At 71.4% G+C, this 22,069-nt stretch carries 16 protein-coding genes, 1 pseudogene and 1 riboswitch; of the genes and pseudogenes, 7 read left to right on the forward strand and 10 right to left on the reverse strand.

The annotated features are described in order from the left end of the window. Window positions 1-43: 43 nt before the first annotated feature. The 4 genes from KCH48_RS09190 to KCH48_RS09205 all read left to right on the forward strand — a co-directional run bounded on the left by KCH48_RS09190 (window position 44) and on the right by KCH48_RS09205 (window position 4,848). Window positions 44-1,855: a gamma-glutamyltransferase family protein gene (locus tag KCH48_RS09190; RefSeq protein ID WP_210571900.1), complete on the forward strand. Its 1,812-nt coding sequence runs from the start codon at window positions 44-46 to the stop codon at window positions 1,853-1,855. 87 nt (window positions 1,856-1,942) lie between these two features. Next, window positions 1,943-2,800, forward strand: a complete 858-nt coding sequence (locus KCH48_RS09195) for an inositol monophosphatase family protein (RefSeq protein WP_210571901.1) — start codon at window positions 1,943-1,945, stop codon at window positions 2,798-2,800. Between the two features lie 132 nt (window positions 2,801-2,932). Beyond that, window positions 2,933-4,342 carry an NAD(P)/FAD-dependent oxidoreductase gene (locus KCH48_RS09200; protein WP_210571902.1) on the forward strand — a complete coding sequence of 470 codons (1,410 nt, stop codon included), beginning with the start codon at window positions 2,933-2,935 and terminating at the stop codon, window positions 4,340-4,342. After that, window positions 4,339-4,848 (forward strand): O-acetyl-ADP-ribose deacetylase, encoded by a 510-nt coding sequence (locus tag KCH48_RS09205; protein ID WP_210571906.1) that lies wholly within the window; start codon window positions 4,339-4,341, stop codon window positions 4,846-4,848. Before KCH48_RS09200 ends, KCH48_RS09205 begins: the two co-directional genes overlap by 4 nt. Before the next feature lie 59 nt (window positions 4,849-4,907). Here the strand turns inward: KCH48_RS09205 and meaB are convergent, their stop codons facing one another. The 7 genes and pseudogenes from meaB to KCH48_RS09240 form a co-directional block, all read right to left on the reverse strand. Further along, on the reverse strand, window positions 4,908-5,882 hold the full coding sequence (gene meaB / locus KCH48_RS09210; RefSeq protein WP_210571908.1) for a methylmalonyl Co-A mutase-associated GTPase MeaB: 975 nt from the start codon (window positions 5,880-5,882) through the stop codon (window positions 4,908-4,910). Next, the gene (scpA, locus tag KCH48_RS09215; RefSeq protein ID WP_210571909.1) at window positions 5,879-8,041 is read right to left on the reverse strand and encodes a methylmalonyl-CoA mutase; all 2,163 of its coding nucleotides are present in this window, start codon (window positions 8,039-8,041) and stop codon (window positions 5,879-5,881) included. Before scpA ends, meaB begins: the two co-directional genes overlap by 4 nt. Further along, a complete protein-coding gene (locus KCH48_RS09220; RefSeq protein WP_210571910.1) occupies window positions 8,041-9,840 on the reverse strand; it encodes a methylmalonyl-CoA mutase family protein in 1,800 nt (599 codons plus the stop codon). The genes scpA and KCH48_RS09220 overlap by 1 nt, the downstream gene beginning before the upstream one ends. Before the next feature lie 352 nt (window positions 9,841-10,192). Next, entirely contained in the window at window positions 10,193-11,026 is an 834-nt protein-coding gene (locus KCH48_RS09225; protein ID WP_210571911.1) for an energy-coupling factor ABC transporter ATP-binding protein, read from the reverse strand. Then, window positions 11,023-11,772: a cobalt ECF transporter T component CbiQ gene (cbiQ, locus tag KCH48_RS09230; RefSeq protein WP_210571912.1), complete on the reverse strand. Its 750-nt coding sequence runs from the start codon at window positions 11,770-11,772 to the stop codon at window positions 11,023-11,025. The genes KCH48_RS09225 and cbiQ overlap by 4 nt, the downstream gene beginning before the upstream one ends. 338 nt (window positions 11,773-12,110) lie before the next feature. Then, window positions 12,111-12,440 (reverse strand): annotated as a pseudogene (locus KCH48_RS42130) (energy-coupling factor ABC transporter substrate-binding protein); the annotation flags it as partial. Next, complete coding sequence (locus KCH48_RS09240) at window positions 12,437-13,129, reverse strand: energy-coupling factor ABC transporter permease (protein ID WP_210571914.1); 693 nt, start codon at window positions 13,127-13,129, stop codon at window positions 12,437-12,439. The gene KCH48_RS09240 and the pseudogene KCH48_RS42130, both read right to left, overlap by 4 nt. Before the next feature lie 29 nt (window positions 13,130-13,158). Further along, a riboswitch (cobalamin riboswitch) is annotated at window positions 13,159-13,344 on the reverse strand. Window positions 13,345-13,536: 192 nt separating this feature from the next. On the opposite strand from KCH48_RS09240, the gene KCH48_RS09245 reads away from it, so the two are divergent. Then, window positions 13,537-17,427 carry a glycoside hydrolase family 2 TIM barrel-domain containing protein gene (locus KCH48_RS09245; protein WP_210571916.1) on the forward strand — a complete coding sequence of 1,297 codons (3,891 nt, stop codon included), beginning with the start codon at window positions 13,537-13,539 and terminating at the stop codon, window positions 17,425-17,427. Between the two features lie 99 nt (window positions 17,428-17,526). Here KCH48_RS09245 and KCH48_RS09250 read toward each other — a convergent pair whose 3' ends face one another. Beyond that, a complete protein-coding gene (locus KCH48_RS09250) occupies window positions 17,527-18,489 on the reverse strand; it encodes an endonuclease/exonuclease/phosphatase family protein (RefSeq protein WP_210571917.1) in 963 nt (320 codons plus the stop codon). Between the two features lie 152 nt (window positions 18,490-18,641). Here KCH48_RS09250 and KCH48_RS09255 point away from each other — a divergent pair, with 152 nt between their 5' ends. Beyond that, window positions 18,642-20,114 carry an AlkA N-terminal domain-containing protein gene (locus KCH48_RS09255; protein ID WP_210572248.1) on the forward strand — a complete coding sequence of 491 codons (1,473 nt, stop codon included), beginning with the start codon at window positions 18,642-18,644 and terminating at the stop codon, window positions 20,112-20,114. Between the two features lie 27 nt (window positions 20,115-20,141). Beyond that, window positions 20,142-20,624 (forward strand): methylated-DNA--[protein]-cysteine S-methyltransferase, encoded by a 483-nt coding sequence (locus tag KCH48_RS09260; RefSeq protein ID WP_210571919.1) that lies wholly within the window; start codon window positions 20,142-20,144, stop codon window positions 20,622-20,624. Here KCH48_RS09260 and KCH48_RS09265 read toward each other — a convergent pair. Continuing rightward, window positions 20,621-21,346: a Sir2 family NAD-dependent protein deacetylase gene (locus KCH48_RS09265; protein ID WP_210571921.1), complete on the reverse strand. Its 726-nt coding sequence runs from the start codon at window positions 21,344-21,346 to the stop codon at window positions 20,621-20,623. The two genes, KCH48_RS09260 and KCH48_RS09265, sit on opposite strands and share 4 nt — an antisense overlap. 215 nt (window positions 21,347-21,561) lie before the next feature. Continuing rightward, entirely contained in the window at window positions 21,562-22,053 is a 492-nt protein-coding gene (locus KCH48_RS09270; RefSeq protein ID WP_210571923.1) for an NUDIX hydrolase, read from the reverse strand. Between the last annotated feature and the right edge of the window lie 16 nt (window positions 22,054-22,069).

Below are 22,069 nucleotides of genomic sequence, written 5' to 3' on the forward strand. Positions count from 1 at the left end.
GCGGGGAAGAAGGGGCGCAGGGCGATCGGTAGCCTTCGGCTCTATGTTCACCACCCGCCCCACTCTCCAGGGCACCTTCGGCATGGTGTCCTCCACGCACTGGCTGGCCTCGCAGTCCGCGATGGCCGTGCTGGAGGACGGCGGCAACGCATATGACGCCGCTGTCGCGGGCGCCTTCGTGCTGCACGTCGTGGAGCCGCATCTCAACGGGCCCGCCGGCGAGGTGCCGATCCTGCTCGCGCCCGCGGACGGTGAGGTAAGGGTGCTGTGCGGGCAGGGCGTCGCCCCCGCCGGCGCGACGGTCGCGCACTACAAGGGGCTCGGCCTGGATCTCGTACCCGGCACGGGACCGCTGGCCGCCGCGGTGCCGGGCGCCTTCGACGCCTGGATGCTGCTGCTGCGCGACCACGGCACCAAGTCCCTGGACGACGTCCTGAAGTACGCCATCGGGTACGCCGAACACGGGCACGCGCCCGTGGAGAACGTCGGCGCCACCGTCGAGACCGTACGGCAGCTCTTTGAGACGGAGTGGACCTCGTCGGCGGAGCTGTACTTGCCGGGCGGGAAGGCGCCCCGGCCCGGCGCACTGCTGCGCAATCCCGCTCTCGCGGCCACCTGGAAGCGGTTGCTCGCCGAGATCGCCGGGGCCGGGGACCGGGACGCGCGGATCGAGGCGGCGCGTGAGGTGTGGCGCGGCGGGTTCATCGCCGAGGCGCTGGTACGGCAGTCCGCGCGCCCCACCATGGACACCAGCGGCGAACGGCACACCGGCACGCTCACCGCCGCCGACCTCGCCGGGTGGTCCGCGACATACGAGGCGCCGGCGACGTACGACTGGAACGGCTGGACCGTCTGCAAGGCCGGACCCTGGAGTCAAGGACCGGTCCTGCTCCAGCAGTTGGCGCTGCTCCCCGACGAACTGCCGCCCTACGGATCCGCCGACTACGTCCATCTGCTCATCGAGGGCTGCAAGCTCGCCATGGCCGACCGGGAGGCCTGGTACGGCGACGCGGCCGACGTGCCGCTCGACGAGCTGCTGTCGGCGGACTACAACACGGCCCGGCGTGCGCTCGTCGGGGACGAGGCCTCGCACGAGCTGCGGCCCGGCAGTCCGGGTGGGCGTACTCCGCGACTCGGTGCGCACGCGCGCGTGGTCGCCCCCGACGCTGCGGGCTTCGACCCGATGGGCGCCGGTGAACCGACCGTCCAGAAGCTCGCGGGCCTGCCCGATATCGCCGCCGACGGGCACACGCGCGGCGACACCTGCCACCTCGACGTCGTCGACCGCTGGGGCAACATGGTCGCCGCCACGCCCAGCGGCGGCTGGCTGCAGTCCAACCCCGTCGTGCCCGAACTGGGCTTCCCGCTCGGTACCCGGCTGCAGATGACCTGGCTCGAGGAGGGCCTGCCCGGCTCGCTCACCCCGGGCCGCCGGCCGCGCACCACGCTCACGCCGTCGATCGCGCTGCGCGACGGGGTGCCGGTCATGGCGTTCGGGACGCCCGGCGGGGACCAGCAGGACCAGTGGCAGCTGCACTTCTTCCTGGCGGTCGCCCTACGCGCCCGGGTCCGCGGCGGCCTCGACCTCCAGGGCGCGATCGACGCCCCGAACTGGCACAACGACAGCTTCCCCAGCTCCTTCTACCCGCGCGGCATGCGCCCGGGCAGCGTCACCGTGGAGTCCCGGGCGGACACGGAGGTCGTCGAGGAGCTGCGGCGGCGCGGGCACGACGTGACCGTGGGCGAGCCGTGGTCGGAGGGGCGGCTGTGCGCGGTCGCACGGGATCCGGAGAGCGGAATTCTGTCGGCGGCGGCGAACCCGCGGGGGATGCAGGGGTACGCGGTGGGGCGCTGAACGCCCGAAGAGGGGTGTTCATCCCGATTCCACCCGCGGTACAGGGGGCGGGCGGGGATTGTCAGTGGTGCGTGCTCTCATGGAGGCATGATCGAGCACACCGAAACCATCGACGAGTTTCTCACGCATCACTCCGCCGACGTGGAAGCCGCGGTCCGCGAGGCGGCCGCCGCCGAGATCATGCCGCGCTTCCGCCGGCTGGCCGCGCACGAGGTCGACCAGAAGAGCGGCCCGCACGACCTGGTCACGGACGCCGACCGCAAGGCCGAGCAGTACCTCACCGAGGCACTCGGCAAGCTGCTGCCCGGCTCCGTCGTGGTCGGCGAGGAAGCGGTGCACGCCAACCCGGCGACGTACGAGGCGATACAGGACGACGCCCCGGTCTGGATCGTCGACCCCGTCGACGGCACACGGCAGTTCGTGCACGGCGACTCCGGCTTCTGCACCCTGGTCGCGCTCGCCCGGCGCGGAGTGGTGCTCGCCTCCTGGACCTACGCGCCGGCGCGCGACCAACTGGCCACGGCCGTACGGGGCGGCGGCGCCTTCCTCGACGGCGAGCGGCTGCACGCCGGTCCTCCCGCCGCAGGCCGGGACCTCCGCATCGCCACCTCCCACCCGGACTACACGACGGACGACCAGAAGCGCGCGCTGCTCAGCCTGTGGACGGACGGCGTCGCCCCGCGCGCCTGCGGCTCGGCGGGACTGGAGTATCTCGCCGTCGCCCGCGGCGAGTCGGACGCGGTCGCCTTCTCCTGGGAGGCCGCCTGGGATCACGCGGCGGGCCTGCTGCTGGTCGAGGAGGCGGGCGGCGCCCACCTGACGCTCTCGGGGAAGCCGTTCCGCGTCACGGGCGGCAACGCGCTGCCCTTCACCGCGGCGCGCGACGAGGCCACGGCCCGCCGGATCGTGGAGCTGCTGTCCGAGCCGTACCCGTGGATCCGATGACGGCGCCCTGACCCAGCTCCGCTCCCGCCGACGCCCGCCCGGCCCCACCGCGGCGCGAGGACTGTCAGTGCCCCGGCATATCCTGATCCTTCAGTGGCCATCGGCTGACAAAGGAGTCCGAAGGTGCCGTCGATGCTCGATGCCGTCGTGGTGGGTGCGGGGCCGAACGGGCTGACGGCCGCCGTGGAGCTGGCCCGGCGCGGTTTCTCCGTGGCCGTCTTCGAGGCCCGCGACACCGTGGGCGGAGGCGCCCGCACCGAGGAGCTGACCCTCCCCGGCTTCCGCCACGACCCGTGCTCCGCCGCGCACCCCCTCGGCATCAACTCACCGGCGTTCCGGGCCATGCCCCTGGAGCGGCACGGCCTGGAGTGGCTGCACGCCGAGCTGCCCATGGCGCACCCCTTCACCGACGGCACCGCCGCCGTGCTGTCCCGGTCGGTCGCCGAGACGGCCGCGTCGTTCGGGCCACGCGACGCGGGCACCTACCGCAGGCTGGTCGAGCCCTTCCTGCCCAGGTGGGACACGCTCGCCCATGACTTCATGTCCCTGCCGCTCACCTCGCTGCCCCGGGACCCGGTGACCCTCGCCCGCTTCGGACTCGTCGGCCTGCCCCCGTCGACCTGGCTGACCCGCCGCTTCCGCGACGAACGCGCGAAGACGCTGTTCGCCGGACTCGTGGCCCACGTCATGGCCCCGCTGAACGGCATTCTGACCGGCGGCATCGGCCTGGTCTTCGCCCTCGCCGCGCACGCCCGCGGCTGGCCGGTGGCCCGCGGCGGCTCCCAATCGATCTCCGACGCGCTCACCTCGTATCTGAAGGACCTCGGCGGCACCGTCCACACCGACTACGAGGTCAAGCGCCTCGACGACCTGCCGCCCGCGCGCGCCTACGTCTTCGACACCTCACCCACCGCCCTGGCCCGTATCGCCGGCTTCGGGGGGTACTACGAGGGCTTTCGCTACGGCCCCGGAGTCTTCAAGGTCGACTACGCGCTGGACGGGCCGGTGCCGTGGACCGCGCCTGAGGCCCGTGCCGCCGGGACCGTGCAGATCGGCGCGGACAGCGCGGAGATCGGCGCCGCCCTGCACGCCGCGTCCCGGGAGGGCCGGGCACCCGACAAACCGTTCATGATCACCGTCCAGCCCAGTGTCGTCGACCCCACCCGTGCCCCCGCCGGGAAGCAGGTCTTCTGGGCGTACGGCCATGTCCCCAGCGGCTGGACCGGCGACCTCACCGACGCCATCGAGCGCCAACTGGAGCGCTTCGCACCGGGATTCCGCGACCGGGTCCTCGCCCGCGCGACCGCCGGCCCGCCCGAGCTGGCCGCCCGCAACGCCAACTACGTCGGCGGCGACATCGCCTCCGGCGCCGTCTCCGGACTCCAGACCCTGCTGCGGCCCAAGCTGTCCCTGTTCCCGTACAGCACGCCCCACCCGGCCGTCTTCATCTGCTCCTCGGCCACCCCGCCCGGACCCGGAGTCCACGGCATGTCGGGGCACAACGCGGCGAAGGCGGTCTGGAGGAAGCTGAGGCAGACATGACCACCATCACCCTCGTCCAGGGCGACATCACCCGACAGACAGCCGAGGCGATCGTCAACGCGGCGAACTCCTCCCTGCTCGGCGGAGGCGGCGTGGACGGCGCCATCCACCGCCGCGGCGGCCCCGCCATCCTCGAGGAATGCCGGGCGCTGCGCGCGGCCCAGTACGGCAAGGGTCTGCCCACCGGGCAGGCGGTCGCCACGACGGCGGGCGAACTGGACGCCCGCTGGGTGATCCACACCGTTGGTCCCGTCTTCAGCCAGACCGAGGACCGTTCCGCCCTCCTCGCCTCCTGCTACCGCGAATCCCTGCGGGTGGCCGACGAGTTGAGTGCCCGCACCGTCGCGTTCCCGGCCATCTCCACGGGCGTGTACCGCTGGCCGATGGAGGACGCGGCCCGGATCGCGCTGGAGACGGTAAGGGCAACGAACACGCAGGTCGAGGAGGTCAGATTCGTCCTCTTCGACGACCGGGCATACCAGGCATTCGCAACACAGGCCGCCTGAACGCGCCCCGATAGGGGCGCGGGGAACTGCGCGACCAGCCCCCACCAACCCGCAGAGCACTACCTTCCGAAGGCCTTGAGAATCCGCTCCGCCGCCAGCGTCGCAGTCAACTCCCCATCCCGCACCTGCTGTTCAAGCCCAGGCGCAACCGACCGCACCGCCGGATCCGCATGCAGCCGACCGAGCAACTCATCACGCACCATGCCCCACGTCCAGTCGACCTGCTGATCACGCCGCTTGGCGGCAAGGCGGCCGGTGGAATCCAACAACGCACGGTGCTGCTCAAGGCGTTCCCAGACCGTGTCCAGGCCGGTCGACTCACGCGCGCTGCAGTGCAAGACGGGCGGCGTCCAGGCCACGTCCTTCCCATGCATCAACCGCAACGCCCCCGACAGTTCCCGCGCCGCCGCCCGCGCATCGCGCTCGTGCGGCCCGTCCGCCTTGTTCACGGCGATGACGTCGGCCAGCTCCAGCACACCCTTCTTGATGCCCTGCAACTGGTCGCCGGTGCGGGCCAGCGTGAGCAGGAGGAAGGAGTCGACCATGCCCGCCACCGCGGTCTCCGACTGGCCGACACCGACCGTCTCGACCAGCACCACGTCGTAGCCCGCGGCCTCCATCACCACCATCGACTCGCGCGTGGCCTTGGCGACCCCGCCGAGCGTGCCCGCGCTGGGGGAGGGGCGGACGAAGGCCGCCGGGTCCACGGCCAGCCGTTCCATTCGCGTCTTGTCGCCGAGGATCGAGCCGCCCGTACGCGTGGACGACGGGTCGACGGCGAGCACCGCGACCCGGTGCCCGAGGGACGTCAGCATCGTGCCGAACGCGTCGATGAACGTCGACTTCCCCACACCCGGCACCCCGCTGATCCCGATCCGCCGGGCCCGGCCGCTGTGCGGAAGCAGCTCGGTCAGCAACTCCTGCGCCAGCGCCCGGTGTTGAGGGCGTGTCGACTCGACGAGCGTGATGGCGCGTGCGACGAGTGCCCGCTTCCCGTCGAGCACGCCCTTCACATACGTGTCGAGATCGATCACTGCGGGTGCCCGAGGTCGGCCGAGAGCCGCTTCACGAGGTCGTAGGCCGCGTCCGGGATCACCGTCCCGGGCGGGAACACGGCCGTCGCGCCCATCTCCAGCAGGGTCGGCACGTCCTGCGGCGGGATCACCCCGCCGACGACGATCATGATGTCCTCCCGGCCCTCCGCCGCCAGCTCCTCGCGCAGCGCCGGTACGAGGGTGAGGTGCCCGGCGGCCAGCGACGAGACGCCCACGATGTGCACGTCCGCCTCCACCGCCTGGCGGGCCACCTCGCCGGGCGTCTGGAACAGCGGGCCGACGTCGACGTCGAAGCCGAGGTCGGCGAAGGCGGTCGCGATCACTTTCTGGCCGCGGTCGTGGCCGTCCTGGCCCATCTTGGCGACCAGGATGCGCGGGCGGCGGCCCTCGGCCTCCTCGAAGGAGTCGACGAGGGTGCGGGTGCGGTCGACGGACGGGGAGGAGCCGGCTTCGTTGCGGTACACGCCGGAGATCGTACGGATCTGGCTCGCGTGCCGCCCGTACACCTTCTCCAGGGCGTCGGAGATCTCCCCGACGGTCGCCATCGCGCGGGCCGCGTTCACCGCCAGCTCCAGCAGGTTGCCCTCGCCCGCCGCCGCCCGGGTCAGCGCGTCCAGCGCGTCCTGGCAGGCGATGTCATCACGCTCCGACCGCAGTCGGCGCAGCTTCTCGATCTGCTGGGTGCGCACGGAGGAGTTGTCGACCTTGAGCACGTCGATCTGCTCGTCGGTGTCCACCCGGTACTTGTTCACGCCGATGACCGGCTGCCGCCCCGAGTCGATGCGGGCCTGCGTCCGCGCCGCCGCCTCCTCCACGCGCAGCTTGGGGATGCCCGCGTCGATGGCCTGCGCCATGCCGCCCGCCTGCTCGACCTCCTGGATGTGCTGCCAGGCACGGCGGGCCAGGTCGTACGTCAGCTTCTCGACGTAGGCGCTGCCGCCCCAGGGGTCGATCACCCGCGTCGTGCCGGACTCCTGCTGGATCAGCAGCTGTGTGTTGCGGGCGATGCGCGCCGAGAAGTCGGTGGGCAGCGCGAGCGCCTCGTCGAGGGCGTTGGTGTGCAGCGACTGCGTGTGGCCCTGCGTCGCCGCCATCGCCTCCACGCACGTACGCGTGACGTTGTTGAACACGTCCTGCGCCGTCAGCGACCAGCCCGAGGTCTGCGAATGGGTGCGCAGGGAAAGGGACTTGGAGTTCTTCGGCTCGAACTGGGACACCAGCTTCGCCCACAGCAGCCGCGCCGCCCGCAGCTTGGCGACCTCCATGAAGAAGTTCATGCCGATCGCCCAGAAGAAGGAGAGCCGCGGCGCGAACGCGTCGACGTCCAGCCCTGCTTCCCGGCCCGCCCGGATGTACTCGACGCCGTCCGCGAGCGTGTACGCCAGCTCCAGGTCGGCCGTCGCACCCGCCTCCTGGATGTGGTAGCCGGAGATGGAGATCGAGTTGTAGCGGGGCATCCGCTGCGAGGTGAAGGCGAAGATGTCGGAGATGATCCGCATCGACGGCTTCGGCGGATAGATATAGGTGTTGCGGACCATGAACTCCTTGAGGATGTCGTTCTGAATGGTCCCGGCCAGCTTCTCGGGCGGTACGCCCTGTTCCTCCGCCGCCACGATGTACAGCGCGAGGATCGGCAGCACGGCGCCGTTCATCGTCATCGACACGGTCATCTTGTCCAGCGGGATGCCGTCGAAGAGCTGCCGCATGTCGTAGATGGAGTCGATGGCCACGCCCGCCATGCCGACGTCGCCGGTCACCCGCGGGTGGTCGCTGTCGTAGCCGCGGTGCGTCGGCAGGTCGAAGGCGACCGACAGACCCTTCTGCCCGGCGGAGAGGTTGCGCCGGTAGAAGGCGTTCGACTCCTCGGCGGTGGAGAAGCCCGCGTACTGACGGATCGTCCAGGGCTGGTTGACGTACATCGTCGGGTACGGCCCGCGCAGATACGGCGCCATGCCCGGGTACGTCCGCAGGAAGTCGAGGCCCTCCAGGTCACGGCCGGTGTAGAGCGGCTTGACCGCGATGCCCTCCGGGGTCTCCCAGAACGCGTCGTCGCTCCCCGCGGCCTTGCGCCACTCGTCGGCGCCGACGTCGGTCCTCGGCTCCCCGAGTTCGATCCCGGTGAAGTCGGGGATTCCCATCAGGACACTCCCATGCGGTCGAGGGTGGCGGAGAGTACGGCTACGGCGTCGCAGCCCGCGAAGACGTAGCCGTCGACGGGGTGCTGCCCGGGCTTGCCCGCGAGGAACACATGCGTGGCGCCCGCTGCCCTCAGAGCCTGTGCGGTGTCCGCCGCCTGCTCCTCGTACAGCGTGTCGCTGGAGCAGAGGCAGGCCTCAGAGGCGCCGCTCTCCTCGAACGTGCCCTCCGTGACGGGTTCGATGCCGCCCGCCTGGAAGAGGTTCGCGGCGAAGGTGAGCCGTGCGGTGTGGGCGGCGGCGGGGCCGAGCGCGACGAGGAAGATCCGCGGCCGGGTGCCGGTCGCCGCGAGGTGGGCGTCGGAGCGGGCGCGCAGCGCCTCGTACGCCTCGTCGCGGTGGACGCGGGGCAGGCCGCCGGAGGGCGGCTCGGGCGCGGACGCGCGCTGCACCGGCTTCTCGGCGAGGTTCGGGAACTCGCTGACGCCGGTGATGGGTTCGCGCCGCTTGGCGAGCTTCGTGCTGCGCGCCTCCCAGGTCTGAGCCAGCTTCTCGCCGAGCCGGCCCGAGCGCAGGGCGGCCGCCTGGCCGCCGATCTGCTCCAGCCACTGGAAGAACTCCCAGCCCGCGTGGGCGAGTTCGTCGGTGAGCCGCTCCACGTACCAGGAGCCGCCCGCCGGGTCGATCACCCGGGCCAGGTGCGACTCCTCGATGAGGATCGTCGAGGTGTTGCGGGCGATGCGCCGCGCGAACGCGTCCGGCAGGCCGAGCGTGTGGTCGAAGGGCAGCACGGTGACGGAGTCGGCGCCGCCGACCCCGGCGGCCAGCGTGGCGACCGTGGTGCGCAGCATGTTCACCCACGGGTCCCGGCGCGACATCATCACCGGCGAGGTCACCACGTGCTGCACCTGCCTGCCGGTCCCTCCGCTCACCTCGGCGACCCGCGCCCACAGCCGGCGCGCCGCGCGCAGCTTGGCGATGGTCAGGAACTGGTCGGCGGTGGCCGCGTAGCGGAATTCCAGCTGTGCGCAGGCCTGTTCGACGGTGAGCCCGGCCGCGGTCAGCTCCCGCAGGTAGGCGACACCGGTCGCGAGCGAGGCGCCCAGCTCCTGCGCCGCCGACCCGCCGGCCTCGTGGTACGGCAGCGCGTCCACGGTCAGCGCCCGCAGTTCCGGATACTCCTCGGCGCACCGCCGGGCCAGTCCGGCCGTTGGCGCGAAGTCGAGCTGCTGCCCGCTCCGGGCCTCGTACCCGAGCGGGTCGGCACCCAGATTGCCGCGTGCTTCGTTGTGCGCGACGCCGCGCTCCTCGTACAGCCGAAGCAGTTCGCCTGCGGCCTCCTCGGTGTCCCTGCCTGCGTCCAGGACGACGGGCGCGAGGTCCAGGTACACGCCTTCGAGCACCTGGGGGAGGGACGAGACCGGGAAACCGCCTTCACCGACGACCAGCCAGAGGGAGGTGACACCGTTTTCGAGGTCGGCGAGGACGAGGTCGCCGGAGGCTGTCGCGTGCCGCTGCCGTACGTCCCAGCCGCCCTTGGTGTTCCCCTCCGGGCGACCACCCCGGACGAACGGGGCGAAACCCGGGAAACCGGTGTCGGGAGCGGTGTCGAGCGCGGTGTACAGGGGCCGGGTGCGCAGCCCGTCCTCCAGCGCGGTGGAGAGGGCGTCCTCGGCGGCGGCACCCGTGACGTCCCGGCCAGACTTGCGCAGGACGCCCTCCACGAGGCGTTGCCACTGCTCATGGGTCGCGGCGGGGAACTCGGCGGCCGTCGAGAGCCCGTCATTGGGCAGGACTGTCATGCTCGGGATGCTAGGCGAGAGCCCTTGAGCAGGTGCAGAGCCACAGGCTGTGACCTTGCCCTCGCCGCTGCTGTGACCGGTTCCTCATATGCGGTTCCGCCGCGGGGGTGCGGGTCGTCGGGCGTGTGCGGGTCTGTGGGGGCTGGTCGCGCCCACGCGGCGGAGCCGCACATCGATACAGCCCCGCGCCCCTTCGGGGCGCTGCTGTCCCGCATCTGGCTTCGCCGGGTCCGCTTGGACCTCCCCGCGGGCCGTCGGTCGCGTGCGGGTCTGTGGGGGCTGGTCGCGCCCACGCGGCGGAGCCGCACATCGATACAGCCCCGCGCCCCTTCGGGGCGCTCGCCGGGTGCGGTTAGACCACCACCATCGCGGCTAGTTCCTCGGGGGTGCGCGGGCCCGTTGCCGTCGTGGCCAACAGGCCGTGCGCGCAGAGTACTTGGGCCGCCGCGACACCCCACGGCAGCCGTAGCCCGGCCTGCTGGAGGAGGTCGGTGCGGGACAGTATCTCGGCGGCCGGACCGGTGCGTACTCCGGACGGGGTGAGCAGCGCCGTGTCGTCGGCCCAGCGCAGGGCGAGATCGACGTCGTGCGTCGCCATCACCACCGTGGTGCCGCTCGCGCGCAGGGCGCCGAGGGTGGCGAGCAGCCGCTCCTGGCCGTCGGGGTCGAGCCCCGCGGTCGGCTCGTCCAGGATCAGCACCCGGGGCCGCATCGCGACCGCGCCCGCGATCGCCGTCCGCTTGCGCTGCCCGTAGGACAGCAGATGCGTGGGCCGGTCGGCCAGGGCGGTGATGTCCAGCGCGGCCAGCGCCTCGTCCACTCGCGCCCGCACGTCCGGGTCGGGCAGCCCGAGGTTCAGCGGCCCGAACGACACGTCCTGCGCGACGGACGCGGCGAACAGCTGGTCGTCCGGGTCCTGCACCACCAGCTGCACGGTGGTCCGCAGCCGCGTCAGTCCTTTCCGGTCGTACGACACCCGCTTCCCGTCGAGCGTCAACTCCCCGCTGTGCGGCCGCAGCCCCCCGCTCAGCAGCCGCATCAACGTCGTCTTGCCGGTGCCGTTGCGCCCGAGCAGCGCGAGCGCACGCCCCTCACGTACCTCGAAGTCGAGCCCGTCGAGCACGTCCGGACCGTCCTCGTAGGCGAAGGACGCGCCCCGCAGGGCGACGAGGGCGGCGTCGCTCATGTCAGCGGCCTTTCCAGTACGAGGGTGAGGGCGGCCAGTGTCGCGAGCAGCGCCAGGCTCACGGCCGTGAAGCGGACGGAGATGCGGGCCTCGGGCACCAGGACGCGCAGCGTGCCGTCGTAACCGCGCCCGGCGAGCCCGGCCTGCAACCGCGTCGCCCGGTCGAAGGCCCGCACGAACGCGGTCGCGCCGAGCCCGGCCAGCGAACGCCAGGCGGCGGCCCGCGTGGTGTGCCCGAGCCGCGCGGCCTGCGCTTCCCGGATGCGGCGCATCGAGTCCAGCAGCAGGAAGCTCATGCGGTACGTCACCAGCGCGACGTCGACGACCGGCGCGGGAATCCCCGCCTTCACCAGGCGGGGCAGCAGATCGGACATGGGTGTGGTGAACGCGAACAGCAGCACGCCGAGCGAGGCGGCCGAGGTACGCAGCAGCAGTTCCCCGGCGCGCACAGGTCCCTCGTCGGCCAGGGTCAGGAACCCGTCCGGGCCGCCGACCTGCACCAGCAAGGTGGCCGCGCCGGTCACGCAGAAGCCCAGCGGGACACGGTAGGCCCGCCACAACTTGCGGCCGGGCACGCCCGCCGGGCCCAGCAGCACGGCGAGCGCGGTCAGCAGCACCAGGGCCGCGCCCGGCCACGGCGGCAGCGAGATCGCCAGCACGGTGAGGCCGAGCCCGAGCACGGCCTTGTCCACAGGGTGACGGCGGCGCCAGCGGCTGCTGTGCGCCGCCGCGTCGATGGGCAGCACGCGCGTCAGCCCTGCCCGGCGCCGCGCGCGCCTCCGGGCTGGTGCGCGGACTTGCCGTGGCGCGCGGCGGCCCTGTCGGGCTGGTGCGCGGACTTGTCGTGGTGCACGGCGTCCACGTCGGGTTCGTGCGTGGCTTGGTCACGGCGCGCGGCTTCCCCGTCGGGTGCGGTCTTGTCGCCGGTCGCGGCCTCGACATCGCGTGCGGCATGGTCGTCGGAGGTGGCGTCCACGTCGCGTACGGCTTGGTCGCAGGGCTCGGCCGCGGAGCCCACGGTGCGTGCGGCCTGGTCGTCGGGCTCGGCCGCGGAGCCCACGTCGCGTGCGGTCCGTTCGGCCGCCGCGGCCTCCGTGCCCTGCCGTGCCAGCGCCCGCTGCTCACCCTGCCGCCGCCCGCGCCGCACACCGAAGTAGTAGGCGAGGGCGCCGGCGCCGATCGCCGCCTGGAGGGCGAACAGCCCCGACTCGATCTCGGCGGAGGGGGGCTCGTACAGTGGCGAGAACCAGGGCTCGTAGTCCGGCTCGATCTCGGTGATCGCCGTCTCCGCCTCACCGTCGGAGCCCGTGAACGGCTCCTCCTTGTCGTCGCCGAGGCCCAGCGCCAGCGGCAGCACCGCGAGGGCGACGACGGCGAGCAGCAGCAGAAGATTGATCTTCGTGTTCCGCTTCATCGGGCCACCGCCTCGGTGCTCGCCTTCTTGGTGAGCAGCACGCCGAGCCGGGTCAGTTCACCCTTGCTCGACTGCACGAGCAGCCGCATCACCAGCACCGTGAGCAGCCCCTCGCTCACCGCGAGCGGGATCTGCGTCACGGCGAAGATGGACCCGAACTTGCCCAGCGCGCCCAGGAATCCACTGCTCGGGTCGGGAAACGCGAGCGCCAGCTGGACGCTGGTGACGCAGTAGGTGGACAGGTCGGCGACGAACGCGCCGAAGAAGACGGCGACCATCAGCGCCACGTCGTACCGCCGGAGCAACCGGTAGATCCCGTATCCGGCCCAGGGTCCGACGATCGCCATGGAGAACACGTTGGCGCCGAGCGTGGTGAGGCCGCCGTGGGCGAGCAGCAGCGCCTGGAAGAGCAGGGTGATGGTGCCCAGTACCGCCATCACCGGCGGCCGGAACAGGATGGCGCCCAGTCCGGTGCCGGTGGGGTGGGAGCAACTCCCGGTCACCGACGGCAGTTTGAGGGCCGACAGGACGAATGTGAAGGCCCCGGAGGCACCGAGGAGCAGGGTGCTCTCCGGGTGCTCCCTGACTTCACGGGTGAGTGACCGGGCTCCGTGGACGACGAACGGCGCGGACGCGACGCCCCAGGCGACCGCGTGCGCCGGAGGAAGAAAACCCTCGGCAATGTGCATGGCTCAGCAGACCCTCTCCAGCACCTCGTGGATGGTTGACGCGCCTTGGCCGGTCTCCTGGCTGACGGGTACCACCGCCCGTGCTCCGCCTTCCCGGGTCCCGGAGGACCCAGTGGCTGCCCGTGAGGGCCGGAGCCGGACTTCCCGATTCACAGTGGCGAGGGCCGCACCGGTATCGCACCGATTTCCCGTTCACCAAGGCGTGGTGACAGTAGTGCGCAGTCCGGTGTGGTGACAAGCCGTGCACGGGGGCGTGCGGACGGTTGAACAGGGCCACCCGATCAGGACTCAACAAAGTCCGACAGGAATGTTGCTTCTGAGGCGTTCGGAGCCTAGTGATATGGACAGGATCCGACGCAAGCACCCAGTAGGTGCAGCGCACTGTCGTTCTGAGGAAGGTCTCGGTCATGCCGCACCCGCACGCGCACCAGCACTCCTCTCCCGCCCAACGGCCGGTCATCAGCCGCCGCCGTCTCCTCGAGTCGTCCGCCGCCGTCCTCGGCGCCCTCGCCCTGTCGTCCGTGCCGGCCCAGGCGTCAACCCGGCGTGCCGCGCCGGACGCCACTCCCGAGTGGAACGGCAACATCGCCCTCTTCCAGGTCGGCACCGAGCCGCCGCACACCACCCTCATGCCGTACGCGGACGTGAGACAGGCCCTGGCCGCCGACCGCACCCGCTCGCCGTACCGGCAGAGCCTCGACGGCACCTGGAAGTTCGCCTACGCCGACCGCCCCGACGACCGGAACGCCGACTTCTACCGCACGGACGTCGACGACAAGGACTGGGACACCCTCCCCGTCCCGTCAGTCTGGCAGCTGCACGGCTACGACTTCCCGATCTACGTCAACATCACCTACCCCTGGTGGGGCCCCAACGGCCTGGGGGAGGAGCCCCAGCCCCCGGCCGCCCCGACCCGCTACAACCCGGTCGGCCAGTACCGGCGCACCTTCACGGTCCCGAAGGACTGGGCGGGCCGGCGGACCTTCCTGCACTTCGAGGGCGTCAAGTCGGCCCACTACGTGTGGATCAACGGCGAACTGGTCGGCTACCACGAGGACTCCTACACCCCCGCCGAGTACGACATCACCGAGCACCTCAAGCCCGGCACCAACCAGATCGCCGTGGAGGTGTACCGCTACTCCGACGGTGACTGGCTGGAGGACCAGGACATGATCCGGCTGAGCGGCATCTTCCGCTCGGTCTACCTGTACTCCACCCCGGCCGTGCACCTGCGCGACTTCAAGCTGGACACCCCGCTGAGCGACGACTACACGGCCGCCGAGCTGTCGGTGACGGCGAGCGTGCGGGCGTACGGCACCGCGGGCGGCGGCCGGTACACCGTCGAGACGCAGCTGTACGACGACCGGGGCCACGCCGTCTGGTCCCGGCCCCTCCAGCAGACCGCCGATGTCGGAGCGGCGGGGGAGGACGCGACCGTACAGGCTCAAAAGGCCGTACCGGCGCCGCAGTTGTGGTCGGCGGAGCACCCGAACCTCTACACCGCCGTCCTGCGGCTGCGCGACCCCGCCGGAAAGGTGATCGAAACCCTTTCCCACCGCGTCGGCTTCCGCGAGTTCGCGCTCAAGGACGGGCTGATGCGCATCAACGGCAAGCCCGTCTCCTTCCGCGGCACCAACCGGCACGAGATGCACCCGGCCCGCGGCACCGCGCTCACCCGCGCGGACATGGTGCTGGACATCGAGGTCATCAAGCGGATGAACATGAACACCGTCCGGACCTCGCACTACCCGGACAACCCGCTCTGGCTCGAACTCGCCGACGAATACGGCCTGTACATCGTCGACGAGGCCAACGTCGAAACCCACGGCGTCCGCGACGAATACCCGGGCGACCACGCCGACTGGAGCGAGGCCTGCGTGGCCCGTGCCCAGAACATGGTCCATCGGGACAAGAACCACGCGTCGGTCGTCATCTGGTCGCTCGGCAACGAGGCGGGCGCCGGCAGCACCTTCGTCAACATGTACAACTGGATCCGCTCGTACGACACGACCCGCGTCATCCAGTACGAGGGCGACGACCGCCCCGGCGTCAGCGACATCCGCTCCGAGATGTACGAAAGTCCCGCGCGCGTGGAGGCCCGCGCGAAGGACACCGCCGACACGCGGCCGTACGTCATGATCGAGTACTCGCACGCGATGGGGAACTCGAACGGCAACTTCAAGAAGTACTGGGACATCATCCGGCGCTACGACGTCCTCCAGGGCGGCTGGATCTGGGACTTCATGGACCAGTCCGTGTCCTGGCCCACCCCGACGCGCAAGCTGTTCACCGACTCCGGGCCGAAGAAGCTGAAGGGCGAGATCCTCGCGCCCAGCGGCACCTTCGACCGTGACAAGGGTGTCTCCGGCGGAACCGTCTTCGCCCGCGACGCCTCCCTCGACCTCACCGGCTCGCTCACCCTGGAAGCGTGGATCACCCCGCACGTGACCGGTTACCACCAGCCGATCCTCGCCAAGGGCGACACGCAGTACGCGCTCAAGCAGACCAACAAGAACATCGAGTTCTTCATCCACGGCGGCGGCCAGTGGATCACGGCCAGTTGGCCGGTCCCGGCGGACTGGACTGGCAAGGAGCATCACGTCGCCGGCGTTTTCGACGCCGACGCGGGCACGCTGACCCTCTACGTGGACGGCGAGGTACGGGCCACCCGCACCACCACCCGCAAGCCCGGCAGCAACACCGCGCCGCTCTCGCTCGCCACCGACGTCGACAACTGGACCCGCGAGTTCAGCGGCACCATCCGCCGCGCCCGCGTCTACGCCCGCGCCCTCACCGCCGCCGAACTCGCCTCCGGCAGCCGTGGACCCGGTGACGAGGGCGTGCGGTTCTGGTTCGACGCGGCCACGGTCGGCTTCGCCGAGAAGCGGTCGCCGGAGAAGACCTTCTTCGCGTACGGCGGCGACTGGGGCGACAACCCCAACGACGGGAACTTCGTCGCGGACGGCATCGTCACCGCCGACCGCGGCCACACCGGCAAGGCCGCCGAGGTGAAGCACGCCTACCAGGCGATCAACGTCACCGCGAGCGGCGGCCCGGGAGCGGTGACGCTCATCAACGAGAACCTCTTCACCAACCTCCGTGAATTCGACGGCACTTGGACGCTCGTCGGCGACGGCAAGGTGGTCCAGCGGGGGAAGCTGACCCGCGCGCAGCTCGACGTACCGCCGCTGTCGGAGAAGAAGATCACCGTGCCCGTACGGCTGCCGGCGAACCCGGCGCCGGGCGCGGAGTACTTCCTGCAGCTGTCCTTCACCACCAAGGAAGCCACGAAGTGGGCCAAGGCCGGCTTCGAGGTGGCCAAGCAGCAACTGCCCCTGGACGCGGGCAGTCCGGCCGTGAAACCGGTGCCGCTGGCGGGCGTGCCCGAGCTGCGTCACCAGGACGGAACCGCGTCCGTAAAGGTGACCGGCAAGGGCTTCTCGGTCGCCGTCGACAAGGGCAACGGCCTCATCACCTCGTACGAGGCCCGGGGGACCCGGCTCATCAGCTCCGGGCCCGTGCCGAACTTCTGGCGGGCGCCGACCGACAACGACAAGGGCAACGGCCAGCACACCCGCAACCAGACCTGGCGGGACGCGGGTGCCGGTCGCAAGGTCACGGGCGTCAGTGTGCGGGAACTCCAGGGCAGGGCCGTCGAGATCAAGGTCAGCGGCACCCTGCCGACGTCGGTCGAGTCGACGTACACCACCACGTACACCGTGTTCGGAAACGGTGAGATCAAGGTGGACAACACCCTCCATCCGGGCGCGTCGAGCCTGCCGTACATCCCGGAGGTCGGCACCATGCTGTTCCTGCCGGGGCGGCTGGACCGTGTGCACTACTACGGGCGCGGTCCCGAGGAGAACCACTGGGACCGCAACAACGGCACCGACGTGGGCCTGTACTCCGGGACCGTCGACGGGCAGTGGACCCCGTACATCCGGCCGCAGGAGAACGGCAACAAGACCGACGTCCGCTGGTTCGCGCTGACCGACCGGCGCGGCAACGGGCTCCTCGTCAGCGGCGAACCCCTCCTGGAGGTCAGCGCGTCGCACTTCACCCCGGAGGACCTGTCGGTCGGCGCGCGCCACGACTACCAGCTCACCCCGCGTGACGAGGTCGTCCTGCGCGTGAACCACCGGCAGATGGGTGTGGGCGGCGACAACAGCTGGGGCGCGCACACGCACGACGAGTACAAGCTGTTCGCCGACCGGGACTACGCGTACACGTATCGGCTGCGGCCGATCAGCGACGTGGGTGGGGCGACGGCGGCGTCGCGTCGGCCGACGGGGACGTGAGCGCGTAAGAGCTCCGCTGGGTGGGCGGCTTGTTCGGCTGCGGGTCGGTGGGGGCTTGTCGCGCAGTTCCCCGCGCCCCTTTGGGGCGCGGTAGTTGCCCTACAGCCGGATGCGGGCGGCGATCGGCACGTGGTCGCTGTCCGTGTCCGGCAGTGTCCAGATGCGGGTGACTGTCGCGTCTCTGGCCAGGATCTGGTCGATCCTGGCCAGGGGGAAGGACGCGGGCCAGCTGAAGGCGAGGCCTCGGCTCGGTGCGTTCACGTGGGCGCGCACCGGGTCCAGGCCGCGGTCGTCGACCGTGCTGTTGAGGTCGCCGAGCAGGAGCAGGTCCGGCAGTGGTTCCGCGTCCAGTGCGCGGGCGAGCAGGGCCGCGCTCTCGTCCCGGAGGGCGGTGTCGAAGCCGGCGCCGAGGCGGACGGAGGGGAGGTGGGCGACGTACACCGCGACCTCGCCCGACGGGGTGGCCGCGGTGGCCCGTAGTCCGCGGTTCCAGTCCGTCCCGACGCCCGTCGGTCTGATGTCGACGGCACGGACGTCGGTGAGCGGGTACCTGGACCACAGGCCGACCGTGCCCACCACGGCGTGGTGCGGGTAGTCGAGGGCCGCCGTGAACTCCCTTGCGTGGGACGGCGTCACCTCTTCGAGGGCGATCAGGTCGGCGTCCGCCCGCAGCAGGGTGCGGGCGGTTCCGGCGGGGTCCGGGTTGACGTCGCTGACGTTGTGCTGCACCGCCGTGAGGTCGTACGCCCCGTCCGATCGCGGGAGCAGCAGCCCGCCGAAGAGAGCCAGCCAGGCCGCCAGCGGCGGCAACACCGCCGCGAGCGCGACAGGTGACCGCCGCAGCAGCGCCACGCCCGCCAGGACCGGGACGGCCAGACCGAGCCAGGGCAGGAAGGTCTCGAGCAGACTGCCCAGCCGGCCGACCCGGTTCGGCACGACGGCGTGAAGGGTCAGCATGCAGGCGATGAGCACACTCGCGATCCACGCGCCGCGCGGGCGGAACCAGGTGCTCAGGGCCTGTCTCGCAGGACTCACGGGACTCACGGCACTCTCAGGGCTCATAGGTCTCGTACGACGCCCACCCCGGCGATCTCAGTTCCCGAGCACAAGCCGTGCCGTGATCCGCCCGGCCCCAGGGCACGCGAGGTCCATGTCGGATTCTCGCCAGCCACGGGGTCGGGCGGTGACCCATGCTTGGAGGCATGCAGAACGCGATGCACACCGACTGGGAGCGGTGCGTGCGCGCCGTCCAGTCCAAGGACGCGCGTTTCGACGGCTGGTTCTTCACGGCCGTCGTCACCACCCGTATCTACTGCCGGCCCAGCTGCCCCGTCGTGCCGCCCAAGCCGGAGAACATGACCTTCTACCCCAGCGCCGCCGCCTGCCAGCAGGCCGGCTTCCGGGCCTGCAAGCGCTGCCGCCCCGACACCAGCCCCGGCTCCCCGGAGTGGAACCAGCGCGCCGACCTCGTGGCCCGCGCGATGCGGCTGATCGCCGACGGTGTGGTGGACCGCGAGGGCGTCCCAGGCCTCGCCGCCCGCCTCGGCTACAGCACCCGCCAGGTCGAACGCCAGCTCCTGGCCGAACTGGGCGCCGGCCCGCTCGCCCTGGCCCGCGCCCAACGCGCCCAGACGGCGAGGCTGTTGATCGAGACGACCTCGCTGCCGATGGCGGAGATCGCCTTCGCGGCAGGCTTCTCCTCGATCCGTACCTTCAACGACACCGTGCGCGAGGTCTTCGCCCTCTCCCCGAGCGAGCTGCGCACCCGCGTGCCCCTGTCCCGGGGCGCTCAGGGCACGCCGGGCGTGCTGACCCTCCGCCTGCCCTTCCGAGCCCCCCTCAACCCCGACAACCTCTTCGGCCACCTCGCGGCCACCGCCGTACCCGGGGTGGAGGAGTGGCGGGACGGCGCGTACCGCCGGACGCTCAGACTGCCGTACGGCCATGGCATCGTCTCCCTGACGCCCGAGCCGGACCACATCGCCTGCCGTCTCACCCTCAGCGACCTGCGTGACCTGCCCGTCGCGATCAGCCGCTGCCGCCGCATGCTGGACCTGGACGCGGACCCGGTCGCGGTGGACGAGCAGCTCCGCGCGGACCCGGTCCTGACGCCCCTCGTCGACAAGGCGCCCGGCCGCCGTGTCCCGCGCACCGTGGACGAGGCCGAGTTCGCGATCCGCGCGGTCCTCGGCCAACAGGTCTCCACGGCGGCGGCCCGCACGCACGCGGCCCGCATCGTCACCGCCCACGGCGAGCCGGTGGACGACCCGGAGGGCGGCCTGACGCACCTGTTCCCGTCGCCTCAGGCACTGGCCGCGCTGGACCCTCAGTCGCTGGCGATGCCGCGCACCCGCCGTGCGACCTTCACGACGCTGGTCCGTGAACTCGCCGACGGCAATTTGCACTTGGGCGTGGACAACGACTGGACGGAAACTCGTTCCCGCCTGCTGTCCCTGCCGGGCTTCGGCCCCTGGACGGTCGACGTCATCGCCATGCGCGCCCTCGGCGACCCCGACGCGTTTCTGCCCACGGACCTCGGAATCCGCCGCGCGGCCCAGGAGTTGGGCTTGCCTTCCACCCCCGCGGCCCTCACGACGCGGGCGGTGGCATGGGCGCCGTGGCGGGCGTACGCGGTCCAGTACCTGTGGGCGACCGACAGCCACCCGATCAACTTCCTTCCTGTCTAAGGGACTTTCCTGTTTGGGGACTTCGCAGTGAAACAGCACACCGTGATCGACAGCCCGTACGGCCCCCTGACCCTCGTCGCCGACGACGGCGCCCTGTGCGGCCTCTACATGACGGAACAGCGCCACCGTCCACCGGAGGAGTCCTTCGGCCCACGAGAAGACACCCTGTTCTCCGAGGCCGAGGACCAACTGGAGGCGTATTTCGCAGGCGAGCTGAAGGAGTTCACGCTTGAACTCCGCCTGGACGGCACGCCGTTCCAACGCACCGTCTGGGACCAGCTCCGCAAGATCCCCTACGGCGAGACCCGCTCCTACGGCGACCTCGCCGACGCCCTCGGCAACCCCGGCGCCTCCCGCGCCGTCGGCCTCGCCAACGGCAAGAACCCCATCGGCATCATCGTCCCCTGCCACCGCGTCGTAGGCGCGGGCGGCAGCCTCACCGGCTACGGAGGCGGATTGGAACGCAAGCGGCGACTGCTGGAGTTCGAGGGCGGGGCGGCGCTGTTCTAGCCGCCGATGGTGCGCAGCAGCTCAGGCAGCGCGGTGCCGATCGGCTCGCGGATGACGTCGTCGGCGCGTTCGTCGTACGGCGTCGGCTCGGCGTTGACGATGACGAGCCGTGCGCCGTGATCGGCGGCGACGCCGGCGAGTCCGGCCGCGGGCTGGACCTGGAGGCTGGTGCCGACGGCGATGAAGACCTGGCAGGCCTTGGTGATGGCGAGGGCCTCGCCGAGGACGACCGGGTCGAGCCGCTCGCCGAACATGACGGTGGCCGACTTGAGGATGGAGCCGCACTCCAGGCACGGCGGGTCATCTTCGCCGGCCTCGACACGGGCGATCGCGTCCTCCATCGGGCCCCTGGCATGGCACCCCGTGCACACGAAACCGCGTGCGCTGCCATGGAGTTCGAGCACCTTGCGGGCGGGCATTCCGGCGAGCTGGTGGAGCCCGTCGACGTTCTGCGTGATGACCCTGACCGGCACGCCGGACTTCTCCAGCTCGGCCACCGCCCGGTGCGCCGCGTTGGGCTCGGCCTTCAGCGTCCGGTTCTTGCGCCGCATCTGCCACGAGCGGCGCCGGATCTCCGGGTCGCCCATGTAGTACTCGTACGTCACGAGCTTCTCGGCCTCCGGATCCCGCCGCCACAGCCCGTTGGGGCCGCGATAGTCAGGGATTCCCGAGTCGGTGGAGATACCGGCGCCACTGAGGATGGCGACGAGGGGCTTGGTCATGTCACCGAGCGTAGGACGGGGGTGCCGGTGACGGCGACCGGGTATTCGGGGGCCCGCGTATGGCCGAGGTGCCCGTCTCGCTCGATGCCGGGCTCGTCGTCGAAGGGATGGTGCTCGCGGGGATCGGTGATCCGCGGGCCGCCGTCGAGCTTGTGGTGCGTGACTGCATCGAGCGCGGGTCGCCGAGGGCTGAGCGCCGGGATCGGCCGGTTCCGTCAGCTCACACGGTGGCCGTTCTCCAGTTCCGCCGGGCCCGAGCCGTCCGCCAGGACGTCCAGAGCGGTCAGGACGCGGTGGCCCAGGGCGCCCGGCAGGTGGGCGGGGAGTTCCTCGCGGGGCACGAGGCGCCAGGACAGGAGTTCCTCTTCTTGCAGGCGGATGGCCTTGAGGTCGTCCTCGCCGAGGACGCCGCCGTCGTAGAGGTAGGCCACGATCGGCGGGCGGTCCGTGCCGTGCACCCAGTCCACCGCGAGCAGGCGGCCGAGTTCGACGTCGAGGCCGATCTCCTCGGCGGTCTCGCGGCGCGCGCCCTGCCGTGGGGTCTCCCCGTCGTCGGACTCGACCGTGCCGCCCGGAAGTGCCCAGCCCTCACGGTAGTTCGGCTCGACGAGCAGCACCCGGCCCTCGGCGTCACGGAAGAGAGCGGCGGCCCCGGCGAGGACACGGGGCAGGCCCGCGATGTACGTGGCGAAGTCTGGAGTGGTCACGCAGGAAGGGTAACCA

The sequence above is a fragment of the Streptomyces sp. GESEQ-4 genome, from assembly GCF_017948455.1.
Lineage (GTDB): Bacteria > Actinomycetota > Actinomycetes > Streptomycetales > Streptomycetaceae > Streptomyces.